Origin of the sequence: Leisingera sp. M527, assembly GCF_025141525.1 — a bacterium.
GTDB lineage: Bacteria > Pseudomonadota > Alphaproteobacteria > Rhodobacterales > Rhodobacteraceae > Leisingera.
In genome coordinates this window covers 780,356-800,313 of record NZ_CP081037.1, presented here as the reverse complement: position 1 = coordinate 800,313, position 19,958 = coordinate 780,356, and the positions used below count along the sequence as shown (strand labels likewise).

17 protein-coding genes are annotated in these 19,958 nt (G+C 62.6%); 5 read left to right on the top strand and 12 right to left on the bottom strand.

Annotated elements, in window-relative coordinates:
• Window positions 1–76 precede the first annotated feature (76 nt).
• Both K3555_RS04070 and K3555_RS04065 read left to right on the top strand, forming a co-directional pair.
• Window positions 77–1,459, top strand: a complete 1,383-nt coding sequence (locus K3555_RS04070; protein WP_260007477.1) for an aldehyde dehydrogenase family protein — start codon at window positions 77–79, stop codon at window positions 1,457–1,459.
• A gap of 64 nt (window positions 1,460–1,523) precedes the next feature.
• Entirely contained in the window at window positions 1,524–2,669 is a 1,146-nt protein-coding gene (locus K3555_RS04065; RefSeq protein ID WP_260007476.1) for an iron-containing alcohol dehydrogenase, read from the top strand.
• 69 nt (window positions 2,670–2,738) lie between these two features.
• On the opposite strand, the gene K3555_RS04060 is transcribed toward K3555_RS04065, so the two are convergent.
• Entirely contained in the window at window positions 2,739–2,954 is a 216-nt protein-coding gene (locus tag K3555_RS04060) for a hypothetical protein (protein WP_027256338.1), read from the bottom strand.
• 147 nt (window positions 2,955–3,101) lie between these two features.
• Window positions 3,102–4,106, bottom strand: coding sequence for a LacI family DNA-binding transcriptional regulator (locus K3555_RS04055; RefSeq protein ID WP_260007475.1), 1,005 nt, complete (start codon window positions 4,104–4,106; stop codon window positions 3,102–3,104).
• A gap of 144 nt (window positions 4,107–4,250) precedes the next feature.
• Here K3555_RS04055 and gap point away from each other — a divergent pair, with 144 nt between their 5' ends.
• Both gap and K3555_RS04045 read left to right on the top strand, forming a co-directional pair.
• Window positions 4,251–5,279: a type I glyceraldehyde-3-phosphate dehydrogenase gene (gene gap / locus K3555_RS04050; protein ID WP_260007474.1), complete on the top strand. Its 1,029-nt coding sequence runs from the start codon at window positions 4,251–4,253 to the stop codon at window positions 5,277–5,279.
• Window positions 5,280–5,557: 278 nt separating this feature from the next.
• Window positions 5,558–6,631, top strand: a complete 1,074-nt coding sequence (locus tag K3555_RS04045; protein WP_260008481.1) for an Mrp/NBP35 family ATP-binding protein — start codon at window positions 5,558–5,560, stop codon at window positions 6,629–6,631.
• Between the two features lie 221 nt (window positions 6,632–6,852).
• On the opposite strand, the gene K3555_RS04040 is transcribed toward K3555_RS04045, so the two are convergent.
• The 5 genes from K3555_RS04040 to phnC form a co-directional block, all read right to left on the bottom strand.
• Window positions 6,853–7,467, bottom strand: a complete 615-nt coding sequence (locus K3555_RS04040) for a chloramphenicol acetyltransferase (protein ID WP_260007473.1) — start codon at window positions 7,465–7,467, stop codon at window positions 6,853–6,855.
• Window positions 7,468–7,492: 25 nt separating this feature from the next.
• On the bottom strand, window positions 7,493–8,866 hold the full coding sequence (phnE, locus tag K3555_RS04035; RefSeq protein WP_260007472.1) for a phosphonate ABC transporter, permease protein PhnE: 1,374 nt from the start codon (window positions 8,864–8,866) through the stop codon (window positions 7,493–7,495).
• A complete protein-coding gene (gene phnE, locus K3555_RS04030) occupies window positions 8,863–9,732 on the bottom strand; it encodes a phosphonate ABC transporter, permease protein PhnE (protein WP_260007470.1) in 870 nt (289 codons plus the stop codon). The genes phnE (K3555_RS04035) and phnE (K3555_RS04030) overlap by 4 nt, the downstream gene beginning before the upstream one ends.
• A 114-nt stretch (window positions 9,733–9,846) precedes the next feature.
• On the bottom strand, window positions 9,847–10,749 hold the full coding sequence (phnD, locus tag K3555_RS04025; protein WP_259990331.1) for a phosphonate ABC transporter substrate-binding protein: 903 nt from the start codon (window positions 10,747–10,749) through the stop codon (window positions 9,847–9,849).
• 66 nt (window positions 10,750–10,815) lie between these two features.
• Entirely contained in the window at window positions 10,816–11,634 is an 819-nt protein-coding gene (gene phnC / locus K3555_RS04020; RefSeq protein ID WP_260007469.1) for a phosphonate ABC transporter ATP-binding protein, read from the bottom strand.
• Window positions 11,635–11,849: 215 nt separating this feature from the next.
• Between phnC and rpe the strand changes: the two genes are divergently transcribed.
• On the top strand, window positions 11,850–12,539 hold the full coding sequence (gene rpe, locus K3555_RS04015) for a ribulose-phosphate 3-epimerase (RefSeq protein ID WP_259990327.1): 690 nt from the start codon (window positions 11,850–11,852) through the stop codon (window positions 12,537–12,539).
• Between the two features lie 184 nt (window positions 12,540–12,723).
• Here rpe and K3555_RS04010 read toward each other — a convergent pair whose 3' ends face one another.
• From K3555_RS04010 to K3555_RS03990, 5 genes are all read right to left on the bottom strand, one after another.
• Entirely contained in the window at window positions 12,724–14,814 is a 2,091-nt protein-coding gene (locus K3555_RS04010) for a 3-hydroxyacyl-CoA dehydrogenase NAD-binding domain-containing protein (RefSeq protein ID WP_260007468.1), read from the bottom strand.
• A 243-nt stretch (window positions 14,815–15,057) separates the two neighbouring features.
• Complete coding sequence (locus tag K3555_RS04005) at window positions 15,058–16,290, bottom strand: Tm-1-like ATP-binding domain-containing protein (protein WP_260007467.1); 1,233 nt, start codon at window positions 16,288–16,290, stop codon at window positions 15,058–15,060.
• 115 nt (window positions 16,291–16,405) lie between these two features.
• Complete coding sequence (locus tag K3555_RS04000; protein WP_260008480.1) at window positions 16,406–17,848, bottom strand: aldehyde dehydrogenase; 1,443 nt, start codon at window positions 17,846–17,848, stop codon at window positions 16,406–16,408.
• Window positions 17,755–19,374 carry a tripartite tricarboxylate transporter permease gene (locus K3555_RS03995; RefSeq protein ID WP_260007466.1) on the bottom strand — a complete coding sequence of 540 codons (1,620 nt, stop codon included), beginning with the start codon at window positions 19,372–19,374 and terminating at the stop codon, window positions 17,755–17,757. The genes K3555_RS04000 and K3555_RS03995 overlap by 94 nt, the downstream gene beginning before the upstream one ends.
• 9 nt (window positions 19,375–19,383) lie before the next feature.
• The gene (locus K3555_RS03990) at window positions 19,384–19,914 is read right to left on the bottom strand and encodes a tripartite tricarboxylate transporter TctB family protein (protein WP_259990320.1); all 531 of its coding nucleotides are present in this window, start codon (window positions 19,912–19,914) and stop codon (window positions 19,384–19,386) included.
• Window positions 19,915–19,958: the final 44 nt, after the last annotated feature.

Genomic DNA, 19,958 nt, shown 5'->3' with positions numbered 1-19,958 from the left:
AGCCCCCTGACCCCCGAGGTATTTTTGACCAGAAAGAAGCAGGGGCGGCAGTGCCCCTTGGAATGGAGTTGATGGCATGGGCCAGACACTGAAGTGCATCTCGCCGATCGACGGATCGGTTTTTGCCGAACGCGAAACCCTATCGCGCGAGGCGGCTTTTGACGCGGCGGCGCGCGCCCGCGCAGCCCAAACCGCCTGGGCCGCACGCTCCCTGCAGGAGCGGATCAGCCTGGTGATGGCAGGCGTCGCTGCCGTTGGCGCGATGAACGATGAAATTGTGCCGGAACTGGCCCATATGATGGGCCGCCCGGTGCGTTACGGCGGCGAATTCGGCGGCTTTAACGAACGTGCCTCGCATATGGCGAAGATCGCTGTGGAATCGCTGGCTGATATAGAGGTTGGCGAGGACGCCACCTTCAAACGCTATATCAAGCGTGTCCCGCATGGGGTCGTGCTTGTCGTGGCGCCCTGGAACTACCCCTATATGACCGCAATCAACACTGTGGCCCCTGCCCTGATCGCAGGCAACGCGGTAGTGCTGAAGCACGCCACCCAGACGCTGCTGGCAGGCGAGCGCATGGCGCAGGCTTTTGCTTCGGCGGGTGTGCCTGCGGATGTGTTCCAGAATATCTTTTTGGACCATGACACCACTTCGGCGCTGATTGCGGAGAAGGCGTTCAACTTCGTGAACTTCACCGGCTCGGTGGGCGGTGGCCAGGCGATGGAACGTGCGGCGGCAGGCACCTTTGTGGGCGTCGGCACTGAGCTGGGCGGCAAGGATCCGGGCTATGTGATGGAGGACGCCGATCTGGATGCGGCGGTGGACACGCTGATCGACGGGGCGATGTTCAACTCCGGCCAGTGCTGCTGCGGGATTGAGCGGATCTATGTGCATGAAAGCCTTTTTGATGCCTTCCTGGAGAAGGCCATTGCCATCGTCAAAGGCTACAAGCTGGGCAATCCGCTGGAGGCGGAGACCACCATCGGGCCAATGGCAAATGTGCGCTTTGCTGGTGAGGTGCGCAGCCAGATCGCCGAGGCCGTGGAGGCTGGCGCCGTGGCCCATATCGAAACCCTGCCGGAGGATGACGGCGGCGCCTACCTGACGCCGCAGATCCTGACTGGTGTGACCCACGGGATGCGGGTGATGCGCGAGGAAAGCTTTGGCCCCGTCGTCGGCATCATGAAGGTGCAGTCGGACGACGAAGCCATTGCGCTGATGAACGACAGCAACTTCGGTCTCACCGCCTCGCTCTGGACCCGTGATCTGGAGCGGGCGCAAGCGGTCGGCGACCGGATCGAGACTGGCACCGTGTTCATGAACCGCGCCGATTACCTGGATCCGGGCCTGTGCTGGACCGGTTGCAAGGACACCGGCCGCGGCGGCGGGCTGTCGGTCATCGGCTATCACAATCTGACCCGCCCGAAGTCTTACCACCTGAAAAAGGTAACCGGCTAAGGGCGGTCCCGCCCGCCCTGGCGTCTCCTCCGCGGGGCGGGCCATTGCATCAAAGGAACACGATATGAGCCTTAACGGAAACTGGTCCTACCCGACCGCAATCAAATTCGGCGCCGGCCGGATCAACGAACTGGGTGACGCCTGCGCCGCTGCCGGCATCACCAAGCCTTTGCTGGTCACCGACAAGGGGCTGGCCGATCTGCCTGTCACCCAAGCCACCCTGGACATCATGGAGGCCGCAGGCTTGGGCCGCGGCATGTTCTCGGAGGTTGATCCGAACCCGAATGAGAAGAATCTGGAAGCCGGTGTCGAAGCCTATAAGGCGGGCGGTCATGACGGGGTAATCGCCTTTGGCGGCGGCTCCGGGCTGGACTTGGGCAAGATGGTTGCCTTTATGGCCGGACAGACCCGCCCGGTCTGGGATTTTGAGGATATCGGCGACTGGTGGACCCGCGCCGATGCCGACGCCATCGCCCCGATCATCGCGGTGCCGACCACCGCAGGCACGGGATCCGAGGTGGGCCGCGCGTCCGTGATCACCGACAGTGTCAGCCATCAGAAGAAGATCATCTTTCACCCCAAGGTGCTGCCGACGGTGGTGATCTGCGATCCCGAGCTGACGGTGGGCATGCCCAAGTTCATCACCGCAGGCACCGGGCTGGATGCCTTTGCCCATTGCGTCGAGGCGTTTTCCTCACCCCATTACCACCCGATGTCCCAGGGCATCGCGCTGGAAGGCATGCGGCTGGTCAAGGACTACCTGCCGCGCGCCTATGCCGACGGCACCGATATCGAGGCCCGCGCCCAGATGATGTCTGCCGCGGCGATGGGGGCCACCGCCTTCATGAAGGGGCTCGGCGCCATTCACGCCATGAGCCACCCGATCGGAGCGCACTTCAACACCCACCACGGCACCACCAACGCGGTCTGCATGCCAGCGGTGCTGGAGTTCAACGCGCCTGCAATCGCGGACCGGTTCACCATGGCGTCGGCCTACCTGGGTATCGACGGCGGCTTTGACGGCTTCCGCACGTTTGTGCAGGAACTGAACGACAGCCTCGGGATCCCCCGCAAGCTGGCAGATCTGGGCGTCACCGAAGCGGCCATCCCCGATCTGGTCAAAGGCGCGATCATCGACCCCAGCTGCGGCGGCAACCCGATTGAGCTTACTGAGGAAAACCTCACCCAGCTGTTCAAGGCCGCCTTGTAAACAACGGCTCTTAGCCAGGTTTCAGCGCTCTCCGCCCGGCGGGGAGCGCTGTTTCATTCCGCTACTGCGTCAGCCGCTGACGTAGACCTTGTCTTTGGGGTAGTAGAAGATTTTCTGATTGTGCAGCCGGCCCAAAAGCTCGTGCACGCGGCGCAGCGTTTCGTCCTCGCTGCTGCCCGCTGCCGGCTGGGCCTCTGACAGAGTGTCCCTTGTGGTTTGCAGGGCGGTCTCTATCAGCTCCATATCCGTAACGGACAGTTCGAACATGTCGTTGTACTGGGGCATCTGGGCTCCTTCTCCGGTTGGCTGGACTGAACTGGCTCCCTACAGGCTGCCCCATGGAGGGACGCAAAGCCACAGGAAAGCGCCAAAATCATCCCTGCCCCGCCCCGGATCGCGGAAACGCTGCCGTTTTCAGCCGCCGGGAGGTTGTCAGAGTGTCTCCCCAAGGCTGATCGCGGGGCACAGCCGGTCAAAAACCAGACCGTCCGTACCGCCAGCCTCGCGCGATTGCAGGATGACCCGTGCGGCACGCTCGCCAATCTCACGGCGGCAGGCGTCCGTTGTGGCCAGCTGTTGCGGCATGCCCTGCAGGATCTGCAGATTGTTGAAGCCGGCCAGCGCGATATCGCCCGGCACCGACAGGCCTGCGGCCAGGCAATGCATCAAGCCGCCAACACTCATCACGTCACTGGAATAATAGATGCAATCAAGATCCGGGTTGCGCGCCAGCATCTGCGCGGTCAGCTGGCGGCCGGTCTGGATCGCACTTTCGCCGGCATAATGCTCAATATCACCTAGGGCGACACCCTGTGCGGCCAGACCGTCGGTGAAGCCGTCAAACCGTTTCCTGGCGCGGAAGTCCTGCGGCATTTTGGTACCGATAAAGCCGACCTTGCGGTAACCGCAGGCCAGAATTTGCTCTGCCATGTCGCGGCCTGCCTGCAGATGCGAAATGCCGACACAATGGCGGACCGGGTCGCCGTCCACATCCATCACCTCGACCACCGGACAGTCGGCCTGCTGCAGCATCCGCCGTGTCGTTTCAGTATGCTCCAGCCCCGCAACAATCAAGCCGGACGGGCGCCAGCTGAGCATTTCGCGAATAACGCCTTCTTCTTCCTCAAGGTCATACCCTGACACCCCGACCACCGGCTTCAGCTGGCTGTCCTTCAGAACAGCGGAAATGCCCGAGAGCACCTCGGGGAACACAAAGCTGTTCAGCGACGGCACAACCACCGCCACCAGATTGACCGATTGCGAGGACAGCGAGCCGGCAATCCGATTGGGCACATACCCGTGGCTGCGGGCGATTTCTTCAACCTTGGCCTTGGTCTTGGCGGACACATCCGGGGCACCGCGCAGGGCACGGGAGGCGGTCATCTCGCTGACGCCGGCCAGATGGGCCACGTCTTTCAGCAGCAGTTTCTTGGTCATCTGCCCATGGTCAAGCACTTTGCCCGCAGCCGCAAGGGCTGCTCTGCCGGCAGGGGGGGTTGATTTCCAGAACCGTTATCGGTATCGGTATCGCAACCGTTATCGCTACCGGCATCATGCCGGTCCAACAGCCAGAGGTGAGGCATGACACTGAAAATCGCAATCAACGGATTTGGACGGATTGGCCGCGGGGTGCTGCGCGCGCTTCTGGAAAGCGGCCAACAAGACATCGAAGTTGTTGCCATCAACGACCTGTCGCCACCCGAGACCCTGGTGCATCTGCTGAAATACGACAGCGTGCACGGCCGCCTGAAGACGCCGGTGTTTCTGGCCGATGACCTGATCCGGGTGGGCCGTCACAGCATCCGGCTGAGCGCGATCCGCAACCCGGAGGAGCTGCCCTGGCAGGATGTCGATATCGCCTATGAGTGCACCGGGCTGTTCACCGCCCGCGATGACGCCGCGAGCCATCTGAAAAACGGCTCCAAGCGGGTGCTGATCTCCGCCCCCGGCAAGGATGCCGACCGCACCGTGGTCTACGGCGTCAACCACATGGATCTGACGGCGGACGACGTGATCGTCTCCAACGCCTCCTGCACCACCAATTGCCTGGCACCGCTGGCGCAAGTGCTGGACGGCGCCTTTGGCATCAAAACCGGCTACATGACCACGATCCACGCCTATACCGGCGACCAGCCGACCCATGACACCAGCCACTCAGACCTGTACCGCGCCCGCGCGGCCTCGCTGTCGATGATCCCCACCTCCACCGGAGCGGCCCGGGCGATCTCCGAGGTGCTGCCGCATCTGAAGGGGCGGCTGGAAGGCTCGGCAATCCGGGTGCCGACCGCGAATGTGTCGGTGGTGGACCTCAGCTTTGTGCCGGAACGCACCGTCACCGCGGAAGCCGTCAATGCTGCAGTAAAGACGGCAGCAGAGAGCGGGCTGGCGGGCATTCTATCGTATGAAGAAGACCCGTTGGTCTCTGTCGATTTCAACCACGATCCGCATTCCAGCTGCTTTGCCGCGGCGCAGACAGCTGTCACCGCCGAGGGTCTGGTGCGGGTGGTCAGCTGGTATGACAACGAATGGGGGTTCTCCAACCGTATGGTGGACACCGGCCGCCGCATTGGCGAAGTGATGAGGTCCGCCGAGGTCGCACTGGCCAGCTGACAGGGTCAATCGGCGGGCGCCTGTTGACGGGAGCCTCCCGCCCGTCGTCCGGCACCTGCCGGTGCCTTCCTCCCGTTGGGCCTGGCGCCGCGCTGACGCGCGGCGCTGTTGCGTTCTGCCGCTAGCCCTGCGTGCCGCCCGATGGACAAGGCCAGCTGGCACATAAGCTGACTCCAGGATGCACCAAATCAAACTCCGGGCAGCGAACCGCTGGCATACCGCGCTGAATTGCGCCAGAACAGGCGCAAGGCATGACCAGCTACAGGAGCAAGACCGGCGTGACCATCTCCCGTGAAACCGTCCTTGAGGCGCTCAAATCCGTCGCCGACCCCGTCAGCGGCAGTGATATCGTCAGCGCAGGCATCGCCCGCGCAGTGACCGTCGAGGGCAGCACCGTCCGCTTTGTGCTGGAAATCGACCCAGGCAAGTCCGAGGCTTACGGCCCGGTCCGCGACAAAGCTGATGCAGTGGTGGCCGAACTGCCGGGGGTAGCAAAGGTCTCGGCCATGCTGACCGCCCATTCGCAAAAGCCGCCGCCGGATCTGAAGCCCAAGCAGCCCGCCCAGGCGCAACAGCAGGCAGCGCCGCAGAAGGTTCCGGGTGTAGCGCGGATTCTTGCGGTTGCCTCCGGCAAGGGCGGGGTCGGAAAATCCACAGTCTCGGCCAATATTGCCTGCGCCCTGGCAATGCAGGGGCGCAAGGTGGGGCTGCTGGACGCCGATGTTTACGGCCCGTCGCAACCCAAGATGCTGGGTGTCAGCGGCCGGCCTGCCAGCCCTGACGGCAAGACCATCCTTCCCTTACGCAACCATGGCGTCACCATGATGTCGATGGGTCTGATGACTGGCGAAGACCAGGCGGTGATCTGGCGCGGCCCGATGCTGATGGGCGCGCTGCAGCAGATGCTGCTGCAAGTGCAATGGGGCGAGCTGGACGTGCTGATCGTCGATCTGCCGCCCGGCACCGGCGATGTGCAGATGACGCTGGCACAAAAGACCCATGTAGACGGCTCCATTGTGGTCTCCACCCCGCAGGACGTTGCATTGATCGACGCCCGCAAGGGGATCGACATGTTCCGCAAGATGAACGTGCCGGTGCTGGGAATGATTGAGAACATGTCGACCCACATCTGCTCGAATTGCGGCCACGAAGAACATGTCTTCGGCCATGGCGGCGTGGCGCAGGAGGCAAAGAAGCTGGGCGTGCCGCTGCTGGGCGAGGTGCCGCTGCACTTGGACGTGCGCCTGGCCGGCGACAACGGCACGCCGATTGTGGCAGCGCAGCCCGGCAGCGCCCAGGCCAAAGTGTTCCTTGATATCGCCACCCAGCTGGTGGACGCAGGCGCCGCATAAACCTGCCGCCCGTGGGTCAAGGGCCGCAAAGCGGCGGCGCGCTGCTCCGTTCACCCTTGAGGCAGGGATGGCAGACAGCACAATGAACAAGGCGTTTGAAGGGCAGGCTTGCCCATCAGGCGCGTCTCGGCAGGCCTTTCGCCGCGCAGCGGCGCCACGCCCAACTGTGAGGGGCATTCTATGAATGTGCTGGAACAGGCGGGAGCCTCCCGCTCGCTGGATCAGGCATATTTCTCCAGAAACGCCTCCGCCCGCAATGTTCGAAAATCCGGCAGTGCAACGCGCAGGGCTTCGTGGTCCCAGTCCCACCAGGCCAAATCCATCATCTGCCCGGCGACAGCCTCGGTATAGCGGCGGCGGATCACTTTCGCGGTGTTGCCGCCGACAATTGTATAGGGCGCCACATCCTTGGTCACAACAGCGCCCGAGGCCACAACCGCACCATGGCCGATGGTCACCTCCGGTTTGATAATTGCCGCATGGCCGATCCAAGTGTCATGGCCGATAAAAGCCGTGCGCCCGGCGCGGCGGGAGAACCACTCTCCATCATGATCCGCATCGTTCCAATAGTCGCCGGACCGGTAATGGAAGTGATGCAGCGAGGCTTTTTCCATCGGATGATCGGTCGCGCCGATCCGGACAAAGCTGGCGATATTGGCAAACTTGCCGATCTCTGCATTGGCGATATCACAGATACGGTCGCAATAGCTGTAGTCGCCAACCGCTGAATTCGCGACCCGGCTGCCGGCGCCGATCTCCACATAGCGCCCGAACCGGCTGTCTGTGATTTGGCATTCCGGGTGAAGGAACGGGGCTTCTGCCTGTAAACGGGCCATGGTCTTTCCTCTGAAACGTCTGGGATCAAGGCAGCAGGAAAGCGCTGCCCTCTTGCGCCTTGGCCGCCTTGCGCTTGACCGGGCCGCTGCCGCCTGTGATCAGCTTCCGCCGCAGCCAGCCCGAGAACCAGTCCATCAGCATCACCATCAGGATGATCAGGGTGATGTAATAGGCCACCTCCTCCCAGTCCTTTTGGGTGATGATCGCCTGGGTCAGCAGCAGGCCGATGCCGCCGCCGGTGATTGCACCGATAATGGTGGCCGAGCGGGTGTTGGATTCCAGGAAATACAGCAGCTGGCTCAGCAATACCGGAGTAATCTGCGGTATCACTCCGAACCGGTAGCGCTGCAGAGGCTTTGCGCCGGTGGAGGCGACGCCCTCAATCTGTTTCCGGTCGACGTTTTCCAGCGCTTCTGAGAAGATCTTGCCGAAGGTGCCGGTGTCCGTGACCAGGATCGCCAGCGCTCCGGTCAGGGGGCCGGGGCCAAAGGCGCGGGCCAGAACCACGGTCCAGATCAGCGAATCCACGCCGCGGAAGAAATCGAACAGCCGGCGCATGGCAAAGCGCAAGGCCCGGAACGGCATGAAGTTCCGGGTCGCGGCAAAGGCCAGCGGCAGTGCGATGATACCGGCGCCAATGGTGCCCAGAAATGCCATCAGCAGGGTTTCGGCGATCGCCCAGGCCACATCCTGATGGCGCCACATCTTGTTGGTCCAGAACTCCTGGAAAATCGCGCCTGCTTCACCGGTGGCTGCACGCTGCAGCAGTTCCCCTGCCCCCATGCCGTAATAAGGGCTGTCGAGGGTGAAAAAGAACAGCTCCCAGCCAGCGAAATAGCGGAACACTTCGGCCCGGTTGCGGGTGACGGTCAGGCGCCCGGCCCCGGTTTTAACCGCCAGCCGGTTTTTGGAGACGCTGATCCACTCCGGCACATCGCCTGCCGGCAGTTCGGCCTGAACACCTGCGCTGCGGCTGGGGGTGGCGCGCACGGTGCCATAGCCTGGGATCGCGTATTCGATGGTTTCCGGGCCAAAACTGACGGTATGGCCGTCCTCCAGGTCAATCACCGTGGTCTCCCCCAGGGCAACCCAATCCGGTGCTGTTCCATCGGGATAGGCGCCTTTGCGCTCCCCTTCGATGGACACCGAAACCGCACCGTTTCGGTTGTCGCGGGTCACATGGGTCTTGTAGCTATAGCTGTCGCTGACCAGGGTTCTCGCGTTCTCAAGGCTCGCTTTCTCCCACAGCCCCAGGACATCAAAAGCCACAAAGACATAGGCCAGATAGACCAGCACCGCGGCGGGCAGTGCAAAACCCATTAGCCGCTTCTTCAGGAACTGCCTTGAGATATCCAGCTTCAGCTCTGCCGGGGTGAGAGTGGTATCGAATGTGGTCATGCTTTCGCTCCATGGGTCAGACGGTCACGCAGGATGCCGGACAACTGGTCGACGGCCACGATGGTGATGAACAGCAGCAGGAAGATGGCGGCGGCCTCGTCGTACCGCCCCTGCCCCCAGGACATGGCGTTCTTCAGCTCATAGCCGATGCCGCCCGCGCCAACGAAGCCAAGGATGGCCGAGGCCCTGATATTGATCTCAAACCGCAACAGCGCGTAGCTGACGTAGTTCGGCCCGACCTGCGGGATCACCCCCAGCGTCATCCGCTGCGCCCAGGTGGCGCCGACCGATGACAGACCTTCCACAGGTTTCAATGAGGCGTTTTCGTTCACCTCGGAAAACAGTTTGCCCAGCGCACCAGCGGTGTGGATGGCAATGGCGATCATCGCAGGCACCGGGCCGCCGCCAAGGACAAAGATCAGCACCAGCGCAATGACGATTTCCGGGACAGCGCGGCAAATGTCGCTGATGCGGCGGAACAGCGGGATCAGCGCAGGCCAGGGCGCCATGCCGCGGGTCGACAAAAGCGACAGCAGGGTGCCGAACACTGCGCCCGCCAGGGTCGAGGCCGCGGCGATATTCAGCGTCTCCACCAGTGCCGGAAAGAAATGCACCGCATGGCCGGGCAGCTGGGCTGCCTTGTCCGCGGCTTCTGCCAGCACTTCAGCGGGGTAATCGAAGATCCGGGTGAACCCATCCGCGAAAGAGCCCGCATTGCGCGCATCCGCGGTGCGGAAACCTGCAACCATCAGCGCCACAAAAATGGCCAGAAGAATGCCGCCGTACAGCCGCTTGCGCTGGGTGTGGGCGGTGTATTGCTGCCGGATATCCTCGATGCCCGGCCGGGCGGCTGTCAGATCTGCCATGTAGGGGTCCTGGTCCAGAAGGGATGGCCGGAGCAAATGCCATCAAGGAAATTGCGGGGTTCCGAGCCAGGCCCGAACCCCGCAGAGCACAGTATCAAAGGTACGGTACTGAAATTACTGGGATTTCAATTTACGAGCTTCGATGATCACCTCATAGGCGTCATGGGTGATCGGCATCAGGCCTTTTGATTCACCGCCCAGCACATTGTACATGCAATCCGGATCGATCGAGTTCATCGAAGCCAGCAGGCCGGTCATCTTGACCTTAACATCCGCAGGCAATTCGGTGCGCAGCACAAACGGGCCTTCGGGGATCGGCGCGGATTTCCAGATCTCGACCAGATCATTCATGTCTACCAGACCTGCATCCACCGCACGGCGCAGAGCGCCGGAGTTGTAGCCGTCTTCCCATTCGCCCAGACCATCGGCCCAGCTGACACCGCCAGCAACGTCGCCATTGGCCACGGCAACAATGGTCTGTTCATGCCCGCCAGTGAATTTCACTTCGCCAAAGTAATCGCCAGAGTCCATGGTGGCGCCCGTCACTTGCGGGATTTCGATCGACGGGATCAGATAGCCCGAGGTGGAGTTCGGATCGCCAAAGCCAAAAGTTTTGCCCTTCAGGTCTTCCAGCGAAGCAACGCCGCTGTCCTTGCGGGCAAAGCCAACCGAGTAGTAGCCAAAACCGCCGTCCGCATTAACCTTGACCAGAACCGGCTCAACCGCTTCGGGGTTGGACAGATAGGTCTTGGCATAGCCCGACGCGCCCAGCCAGGCCATGTCGATGGTGCCGCCCAGCAGGCCCTGGATCACACCGTTATAGTCGGCGGGGGCAAACAATTTGGTTTCAACGCCCAGCAGCTCTTCGGTCTGTTCACGCAGGCATTCCTGCTTGCTCAGACGGTCCTGTGCGTTCTCACCGCCCAGAATGCCGATGCGGAATTCCTTGATTTCCTCTGCCGCAACGGGGGTCGTCAGCGCGGTGGTTGCCAGAACGGCAGCAAGCAGTTTCTTCATCTCATGTCTCTCCGGTTGGTCAATCCCCAACGAGCAGCCCGCGGGGTCGGTAAAAGAAGTTCGGGGTTACTCAGCGGGAATGGCGGCGCGCATTGCATCCGCCCGTTCCAAAGTCTCGATCTCGGTTGAGGTTGCAGCCTCGGAGAACTCATCCCCGGCGCCGTAAATCTCGCGGGCAACGCCGGTGGTCAGCTGCTCAGGCAGCCCGTCGAACACAATGCGCCCGTCGCGCATGCCGACAACCCGGTCGCAGTAACGGCGCGCGGTGTCCAGCGTGTGCAGATTGGCAACCACCGTTCGGCCGTCTTCCTCGTGAATGCGGCGCAGCGCTTCCATAACGGTTTGGGCGTTCATCGGGTCAAGCGAGGCAATCGGCTCATCCGCCAGGATGATCTTCGGATCCTGCATCAGCGCCCGGGCAATCGCCACCCGCTGCTGCTGGCCGCCTGACAGCGCCTCGGCGCGCTTGGCGGCATGTTCAGCAATGCCAAGCCGGCCGAGAATTTCAATTGCCGCGTGAATATCCGCCATCGGATACAGGTTGAACAGCGTCGCCATCGCGTTGCGGCGGTTCAGCGTTCCGTGCAGCACGTTGGACACCACATCCATCCGCGGCACCAGGTTGAACTGCTGAAAGATCATCGCGCAGTCGGACTGCCAGGCCCGTTTCTCTTTGCCCTTCAGGCCAGTGATTTCACGGCCCTCATACAGAATACGGCCTTCGCTGGCATCTTCCAGCCGATTGAGCATCCGCAGCAGGGTGGATTTGCCCGCACCCGATCGACCGATAATGCCGATCATGCAGGGCTTGTCGATGTCCAGCGTGGCGGTATCCACCGCTAACTTGCCACCGAACCGTTTTGTCAGTTTGTCTATGCGCAGCACCGGGGCGCTCCCTCTTCGTTCGGGACCTGCCTAATGCGATTGCTCAAACCTCATGTGTCACCGCCGTGAAAGTTTTGTAACGCCGCCCCATGCAACCCGCAGGCGTGCGGCACTGGGTAACGGGCCTGCTGCGCATTCTGCCCCTGTCCACAGGGGCCGGGACGGTCTATACGGCCATCGACTCCTCAATTCCCTTTGCAAAAGGAAGCTGCCAGATGTCCTTTGACCGCAAGATCAAGATCGCGCCCTCTATCCTCTCCGCCGATTTCGCCAACTTCGGCCAGGAGATCCGGGCGATTGAAGCCCAGGGCGCCGATTGGGTGCATGTGGATGTGATGGACGGGCATTTCGTGCCGAACCTCACCTTTGGCCCGCAGGCGGTAAAGGCGTTCCGTCCGCATGTGAAAACAGTGATGGACGTGCATCTGATGATCGCGCCGGTTGATCCCTATATTGACGCCTATGCCGACGCCGGCGCCGATGTGCTGACCGCCCATATCGAGGCCGGCCCGCATATCCACCGCACCCTGCAGGCGATCCGCGGGGCCGGAATGAAGGCAGGCGTCGCATTGAACCCCGGCACCCCGGCGGAAGCGGTTGCGCATCTTCTGGACCTGACCGACCTGATCTGTGTTATGACCGTAAACCCCGGCTTTGGCGGCCAGAAGTTCATCGACATGACCGCCAAGATCCGCAGCCTGCGTTCGATGATCGGCGACCGCCCGGTGCATATCGAAATCGACGGCGGTGTAGATCCCGCCACCGCGCCGCTGGTCACTGAGGCAGGGGCCGACGTGCTGGTTGCCGGCTCCGCCGTATTCAAAGGCGGTTCGGTCAACGATCCCACGGTTTACGGCGAGAACATCCGCAAGATCCGCACCGCGACCGAAGGTACCTGGACCTAAAACGCACTGAGGTTCTCCCGTCAATCACCAGGCGCATCAAAGATGCACCGCTCTTGTTGGGCCAAGCGCCGCGCGTTCCGCGCGGCGCTATTTCGTGATACGGCCAGCGTTTGCGCGTCCAGCCCGGCACAGCCGGGCCGCGCCCTGATGGCCCTCGACGGGCCGGAAGGGCGCCCGCCCCCGCTTAGCCGCCCTTATTCAGATCATCGAAGGTTTTCCCGTCCGCCACCAGCTGCTCCAGCAGCGGCGCGGGCTGCCAGAAAAAATCATCCTCTGCCGCGTAGGCCCTGATATCGGCCAGAATGCCGTCCAGACCCTGCAGATCCGCCCATTTCAGCGGCCCGCCCCAGAAGCGCGGGAAGCCGTAGCCGAACAGCATCACCATATCCACATCCAGCGGACGGCGGGCAATGCCCTCGCCCACCACCTTGGCGGCCTCGTTGATCATGGCGCACATATAGCGCTGCAAAACCTCGGCGTCCGGGAAGTCCCGCGGGGTGATACCCTGCTCTTCCTGATCCCGGGCAATCAGCCCGGCCACTTCCGGGTTCGGAACGCCGCCGCGCGTGCCTTCCTTGTAGATATAGAAGCCTTTACCGGTCTTCTGGCCGAAATCGCCGCCCTCGCAGAGCATTTCGTAGAATCGCGGCACCCGTTCGCGCGGATCGCGGCTCGGGGCGCGGCGCTTGCGGGCGGCCCAGTTGATGTCCAGCCCGGCCAGATCGCCCATTGCAAAAGGCCCCATCGGGAAACCAAACCCGGTTACAACCGCGTCCACCTGATAGGGCGAGGCGCCATCCAGCACCAGATATTCCGCTGCTTTGCGGTAGGCATTCATGATCCGGTTGCCAATGAACCCGTCACAAATGCCCGATCGCACCGCGACCTTCTTCAGCCGCTTGCCAAGGGCAAAACCAGTCGCCAGCACCTCTGGCGCGGTATCCTTTGCCACCACAACTTCCAGCAGCTTCATCACATGCGCGGGCGAGAAGAAATGCAGCCCGATCACATCCTGCGGCCGGAAGGTCGAGGCGGCAATCTCGTCCACATCCAGATAGGAGGTGTTTGTCGCCAGCACTGCGCCGGGTTTGCATTGGGCATCCAGCTTGCCAAAGACCTCGCGCTTGACACCCATGTCCTCAAACACCGCTTCTACCACCAGATCCGCTTGCGCCAGCGCAGCATAATCCGTCGCCACAGTCAGCGCCTCGCCGGTCAGCCGATCATATTGCGCCTCAGTGATCTTGCCACGCCTCAAGGCCCCCTTCAGGTTGCCTTCAATCCGGCCCCGTGCCGCAGCCGTGGCGTCATCGGTCATCTCTATCAGCACCACCGGCAAATCCGCCAGCAGCGCTGCGGTGGCGATTCCCGCCCCCATGGTGCCGCCGCCGATCACCCCCATCAAGGCCACCTCGCGCGGCGCAACGCTCTCCAGCTCCGGCAGTTTGCTGACCGCGCGCTCCGAGAAGAAAGCATGGATCAGCCCCTGCCGCTGATCAGAGCCCATCAGCTCCATGAACAGCGCACGCTCACGCTTGAGGCCCGCCTCAAAGCTCTCCGCCTCAGCCGCTGCCTGCACCGCGCGCACAGCCGTGGCCGGCGACAGCTGGCCGCGCCCCTTTTTCAGCGTGGCTGCATAGGCCGCATCAAAGTCCACCGCTTCCGGCGCGGGCATTTCGCCAACGGCCCGGCGCGGGGCGCCCTGCTCCAGCAGCTCTTGTACATAAGCCAGGCCGATCCCGCGCGGATCCCCCTCTTCGATTTTGTCGATAATGCCCTTTTCCAGCGCCTCCGCGGCGCCGAAATGACGGCCGCTGGTGATCATCTCCAGCGCCGCTTCGGTTCCGGCCAAACGCGGCAGCCGCTGGGTGCCGCCCGCACCGGGCAGAATGCCCAGGTTGACCTCAGGCAGGCCCATCCTGGCGGACGGCACCGCAATCCGGTAATGCGAGGACAAGGCCACCTCCAGCCCGCCGCCCAATGCCGTGCCATGCATTGCGGACACCACGATCAGCGGCGAGGCCTCGATCCGGCTGCACAGGCCGGGCAGCTGCGGCTCTTGCGGCGGCTTGCCGAACTCGCGGATATCAGCACCGGCAAAATAGGTCCGGCCCTCGCCATAGATCAGTACCGCCTTGGCACCGTCCTGTTCCGCGCGTTCGATCCCGGCCAGCAACCCTTTGCGCACCTCAGCACCCAGCGCGTTCACTGGCGGATTCTGCGCCTTCAGAACAGCAACATCGCCTACACGCTCATACGCTATGGTTTCACTCATCCGGTCATCCTCTCTTTCCCGGTGCGGCAGCAGCTGCGCCCGGCTCTTATCCGATTAGGCACGGCAGCCAAACCGGCGCCAAGCCCGAATGCCGCCAATGGCCTGCAAACCCCGCGTCTGAAACGCCCGGGCGCTGCCAAAGCCGGACATGCCGCCCATTACGTAACAGAAGATTGGCAAAATGGAAACTTCTTGAAACATCTCACCAAGAGGTACAACCAAGGGCTTTAGGGGATTCGCTGTTCAGCCAGTCTTCACCACACCGCTGGAAATCCAGCCGTCCAGAATTTCCAAAGCTTTGCCGGCAAACGCAGCATCATTGATATGGCAGTCCAGTTCATGCAGCACCGCATTCCCTGGGCAGGAGGCGCGCAGTTCATCACAGAACGCCGCCAGCCCTTCCCCATCGTGTAAAGGGGCGCCAGGGCGGTCCCACTCGTTGCAACCGCCCACAGGCAGCAGAACCGCCACCGGCGCCTCTGCCGTTGCCAGTTTGCCGCACATCGCCTGCGCCACTTGCCGCCGCTCGGCAGCATCCAGCATCGCGGAGGTGAGCAGCCGGTTGTGAGCATGTGTTTCCCGCCCCTTCAACTGCGTTGGCGTCTCCTGCCAGCCGACAAAATCCACCAGATCATAACAGCCCGGCGCCACCAGCTGCGGCGTGCCTGAACGCCCGGCATTGGTCATCCGGTCCGCTCCCGCCGACAACCCGCCGAACAAGTGGTTCGACACTTCCTGCGGCGCAAAATCCATCACCGCGGCAAAGGCGCCCTCAGCGGCCAGGCTTTCAAACGCCCGCCCGCCCATTCCGGTGGCGTGAAACACCGCAACCTCAAACCCGCGCGCTTCCAGCGCAGGTTTCAGTGTCACCATATAGCGCAGCACAGTCTTACCAAACGACGTCATGCCGATCAGCGGCCTGTCCCGTTTTGGCGGCTCCACCGCCCGCGCCGCGCCCAGCACCGCACCGGCGGCCTGGCTGAGCGACGCCTTGCAAATCGAGTTCAGCCCATAGAGCCCGCCCGCCCAGAGGATCATCTGCACATCCGCCGGGATCCGCTCAGGCGGCATCAACGGGGAAAATGCGACAGTTGAGACGATGTATTTGGGCACCCCCACGGGCAGCGCCACACACATATCCAGCGCCAGATCAGTGCCCATGGTACCGCCCAGCACAATCACCCCGTCAATGCGCCCCTGCCGGTACAGATCCAGCGCCATAGCCGCGGCACCTGCACCCATGATCTGCATGGCGGTGTTTTCATCCCCCGAGCCAATCGCCGCCTCGATCGAGCTGCCGCCGGCCGCGGCCACCTCCTGCTTGCTGACATCCGCGGGCTGGCTGGGATCGCCCAGAACGCTCACATCCATCGTCAGCACCTTGCCGCCCTGCCCGCGGATCACTTCCGCCAGATAGCTCAGTTCATCGTCTTTGGTGTCGTACGTTCCGGCGACTAGTATGGTCTTGTCTGCCACAGGCTTTTTCTCCCGTCAGTTCAGCTTCGCGGTGGTTATCGGCCTAACCTCAGCTTTTCATCTTTCCCCAAATACTCCCGCCGGAGGCCGCGGGATTTGCGGCGCAAAACCCGCTTCACAACTGAATCCAAGCGGTTTTCAAATCGATGTATTTGTCCAGCGCATGCAACGACTTATCATGGCCATTGCCGGACTGCCCAACACCGCCCAAGGGCACGGTGTTGTCAGAACCTCCATAAGTGTTCACATGCACCACACCGGCCCGGATGCCCGCCACCATCCTGTGCGCGCGGGACAGGTTTGCGGTCCAGACACCCGCCGCCAGGCCAAAGTCGGTGGCGTTGGCAAGGCTCAGCGCCTCGTCCTCACTCTCGAACCTTGTCACTGCCAGCACCGGCCCGAACACCTCGCGCTGAAACAGCGCGTGGTCCTGCGCCACTTGGGTGACAATCGCCGGCGACATGTATGTACCACCGGTTTCTTCCAAAATGCGCTTTCCGCCGGTCACCACCTGTCCGCCCTCGGACCGCGCCATGTCCATGAAAGACAGGTTGCGGCGCAGCTGGTCTTCCGAATTCACCGCCCCGATCTGGCTGCTGAGGTCCAGCGGGTCGCCCACCCGCAGCGCTTCGGCCTCGGCCTGCAGCATTTCGACAAACGCGTCATGAACCGAGGCCTCGACCAGCAGGCGGGACCCCGCGATACAAACCTGCCCGGAGTTGCGAAAGATGCCCGCGGCAGAGACTTTGGCGGCCTTGGCCAGATCCGGCGCATCCGCAAAGACGATATTCGGGGACTTGCCGCCCAGTTCCAGATAGCAGCGTTTGAGGTTGGAACGCGCCGAGGCCTCCAGCAGTTTGCGCCCGGTGGCGCCCGAACCGGTGAAGGCCAGCACATCAACATCCATCGAGGCGGCCAGCGCCGCGCCGGTTTCGGCGCCCGCGCCGGTTACTACGTTCAGCACACCATCCGGCAGGCCGCAATCCGAGCAGATTTCTGCCAGCCGCAGCAGCGTCAGCGAGGCGGTTTCAGCCGGTTTCAACACCACCGAATTGCCCATTGCCAGCGCGGGCGCCAGCTTCCATGCACCAATCATCAGCGGGAAGTTCCAGGGCACGATGGCGCCCACCACGCCAACCGGCATCCGCTGCACCAGCCCCAGCACATCCGGCGCAGTCGGCGCGATCTCGCCCGGCACTTTGTCCAGCGCCTCGGCATAATAACGGAAGGTGCCCGCCGCCGATCCCGGCTCGGCCTTCAGGGCCATGTTGTACTCGGTGCCGTTGTCGCGCACGCCCAGCACCGCCAGTTCCACCGCCTCGGCGTCTATCCGGTCAGCTATCCTGTGCAGCACTTTTTTCCGTGCGGCGGGGCTCTGTCCTGCCCAGCGGCGGTCCTCATATGCCCGCCGCGCCGAGGCGACAGCGTTTTCGACATCCGTTGCAGAGGCGCCTGCCAGTGTGGTCAGAACAGATCCGTCAACCGGCGAAGCAACTTCGAGTGTCTGGCCCGAACCTTCTTTCCATGATCCTTCAAGAAAGAGTTTTTGCGGCGCCACATCAAGCTGCCGAAGCTTGTCGATGCGCTGTTGGTCTGCCATTCGGCCTCCTTCAGTTCCTTATGGTCTTTCAGCACCCGCAGGATGTGGACCGCCAGAACGATGATGATGAGTAGAAACAGGATGAACGCCACCGGGCGGTCAATGAAATCAAAGGGTTCTTTTACCCGCGCCATGGCTGCGCGCAGTTTCACTTCCATGATGCCGCCCAGGACCATACCCAGGATGATCGGCACCGCAGGCAGCGACAGGCGTTTCAGCACATAGCCAAGGATACCAAACGCCGCCGCCATCACGCAGTCGGTGGCGGAGTTGCGCAAGCTGTAGACGCCGACAAAGCTGAGCGTCAGGATGCAGACGCCCAGGAACCGGTTGGGGATGCGCACCACCTGGATCAGCGACTTGGTAGCAAAGAGCAGGAAGACAAGAACCAGGACATTCAGCAGCAGCAATGCGAGGTACAGTGCCACCACAAAATCCATGTCGTTCTGAAACAGCCCCGGCCCCGGCACCACGTTGTGCACATAAAAGACCGACAGCATCATCGCCGTCAGCGCCTCACCCGGAATGCCCAGCGCCAGCAATGGCACCATGGCGGCGGCCGGCACCGCATTGTTGGCGGTTTCTGCCGCTATCAGCCCCTCGGAGGAGCCGTTGCCGAAATCCTGAGGCCGTTTCGAAGTTTTCTGCGCATAGGTGTAGGACATGAACTGGGCAGTGAATTCGCCGACGCCGGGCACCATGCCCATCAGCACGCCGAAAGTTGCCGAAACCCCTGCAACCCGAGGGTGGCGCGTCAGCTCGCGCAGGCCCTGGAACATGCCGCCGCGCAGGCGGGTCATGCGGACCTTTTCGTCTTCGTCCGTCAGCAACACAAAGGCCTGCGAGATGGCAAACAGCCCCAGCACCACCACGATCAGGTTGATGCCGCCGCCCAGGAAATCCTGCCCGAAGGTATAGCGCTGGGTGTATTTCACCGGCTCCAGCCCGATGGTCTGCAGAAAGATCCCGAAACAGGCCAGGGCGCCGGCAATCAGCGCCTGGCCGCGATGGGCGACCACCACCAGGATGAGGCCCAGAAGGGCGGCCATGAAAATCTCGCGCGAGCCGAACATGGGTGCGATCTTTGCCAGCACCGGCGCAAACAGGATCAGGCAGACGACCGAGAAGATACCGCCAAAGAAGCTGGCGGAATAGGCCAGGCTCAATGCCCGCTGCGGCTCGCCCCGCGCCGTCATCGGATAGCCGTCATAGGTGGTCAGCGCGTTGACCGCAGTGCCGGGGGTATTGATCAGGATCGCCGGAATGGCGCCGCCATACATAGACGAGCCGTAAATCCCCAACAGCACCGTCAGGCCCACAATCGGATCCATCGAGAACGTCGCAGGCAGCAGGATGGCAATCGCCACCGCCGGGCCGACACCGGGGATGGCGCCGATCAGCACGCCTCCGACAGAACCCGCCAGCAGCGCCAGCGCCACGTCCCAGCGCATCAGGATCTCAATGGCAGAAAGGATAAGGTCCATGACGGGTACTCAGAGATAGAGAATGAAGAAACTGCGGACCGGCCCCGGCAGATACTCATACAGCACTGCCCCCGGAATCTTGACCGACAGAACAGCTTTGAACAGCACAACCACGACCACAGCAAAGACGGCACTGATCCACAGCATGAAGCGGCTGCGATAGCCCATCCGCCAGCTGAGAAGCGGCATGAAGGCCAGCGTCACGGGCAGATAGCCTATGATGGGCACCAGCAGCACATACCCCATGAACCAGCCGGCAAACTCCAATACCTGCGCCCAGCGTTTGACCTCCCGCAGGTCATAGCGGCTGACCCGCCGCCAGGGCAGTTTGTACAGGTGCAGTCCGCCCATCAGCACCATGCCGCCAATGGCGACAGCGGGCCAGAACCGGGGCTGGGCAAACAGCTTGGTTTTGTTGACCCAGGCGGTCTGCTCTGTGATCAGGACCAGCAGCAGCAGCGCAGCCGCCACCAGAAACAAGGCAAAAACCAGCTGTCCGCGCCGTGGTCCGGCAAAGCGGTGTTCACGTTCCGAAGGCATGTGAGATGTTCATTGTCCGCGCGATTGAAAGGGCACCGGGACCC

Coding starts and splice junctions, on each gene's coding strand:
- K3555_RS03995 (WP_260007466.1), bottom strand. CDS start 19,374: ATGGACCTTATCCTTTCTGCCATTGAGATCCTGATGCGCTGGGACGTG.
- K3555_RS04040 (WP_260007473.1), bottom strand. CDS start 7,467: ATGGCCCGTTTACAGGCAGAAGCCCCGTTCCTTCACCCGGAATGCCAA.
- rpe (WP_259990327.1), top strand. CDS start 11,850: ATGTCCTTTGACCGCAAGATCAAGATCGCGCCCTCTATCCTCTCCGCC.
- phnD (WP_259990331.1), bottom strand. CDS start 10,749: ATGAAGAAACTGCTTGCTGCCGTTCTGGCAACCACCGCGCTGACGACC.
- K3555_RS04065 (WP_260007476.1), top strand. CDS start 1,524: ATGAGCCTTAACGGAAACTGGTCCTACCCGACCGCAATCAAATTCGGC.
- K3555_RS03990 (WP_259990320.1), bottom strand. CDS start 19,914: ATGCCTTCGGAACGTGAACACCGCTTTGCCGGACCACGGCGCGGACAG.
- K3555_RS04055 (WP_260007475.1), bottom strand. CDS start 4,106: ATGACCAAGAAACTGCTGCTGAAAGACGTGGCCCATCTGGCCGGCGTC.
- gap (WP_260007474.1), top strand. CDS start 4,251: ATGACACTGAAAATCGCAATCAACGGATTTGGACGGATTGGCCGCGGG.
- K3555_RS04060 (WP_027256338.1), bottom strand. CDS start 2,954: ATGCCCCAGTACAACGACATGTTCGAACTGTCCGTTACGGATATGGAG.
- phnE (WP_260007472.1), bottom strand. CDS start 8,866: ATGACCACATTCGATACCACTCTCACCCCGGCAGAGCTGAAGCTGGAT.
- phnE (WP_260007470.1), bottom strand. CDS start 9,732: ATGGCAGATCTGACAGCCGCCCGGCCGGGCATCGAGGATATCCGGCAG.
- K3555_RS04010 (WP_260007468.1), bottom strand. CDS start 14,814: ATGAGTGAAACCATAGCGTATGAGCGTGTAGGCGATGTTGCTGTTCTG.
- K3555_RS04070 (WP_260007477.1), top strand. CDS start 77: ATGGGCCAGACACTGAAGTGCATCTCGCCGATCGACGGATCGGTTTTT.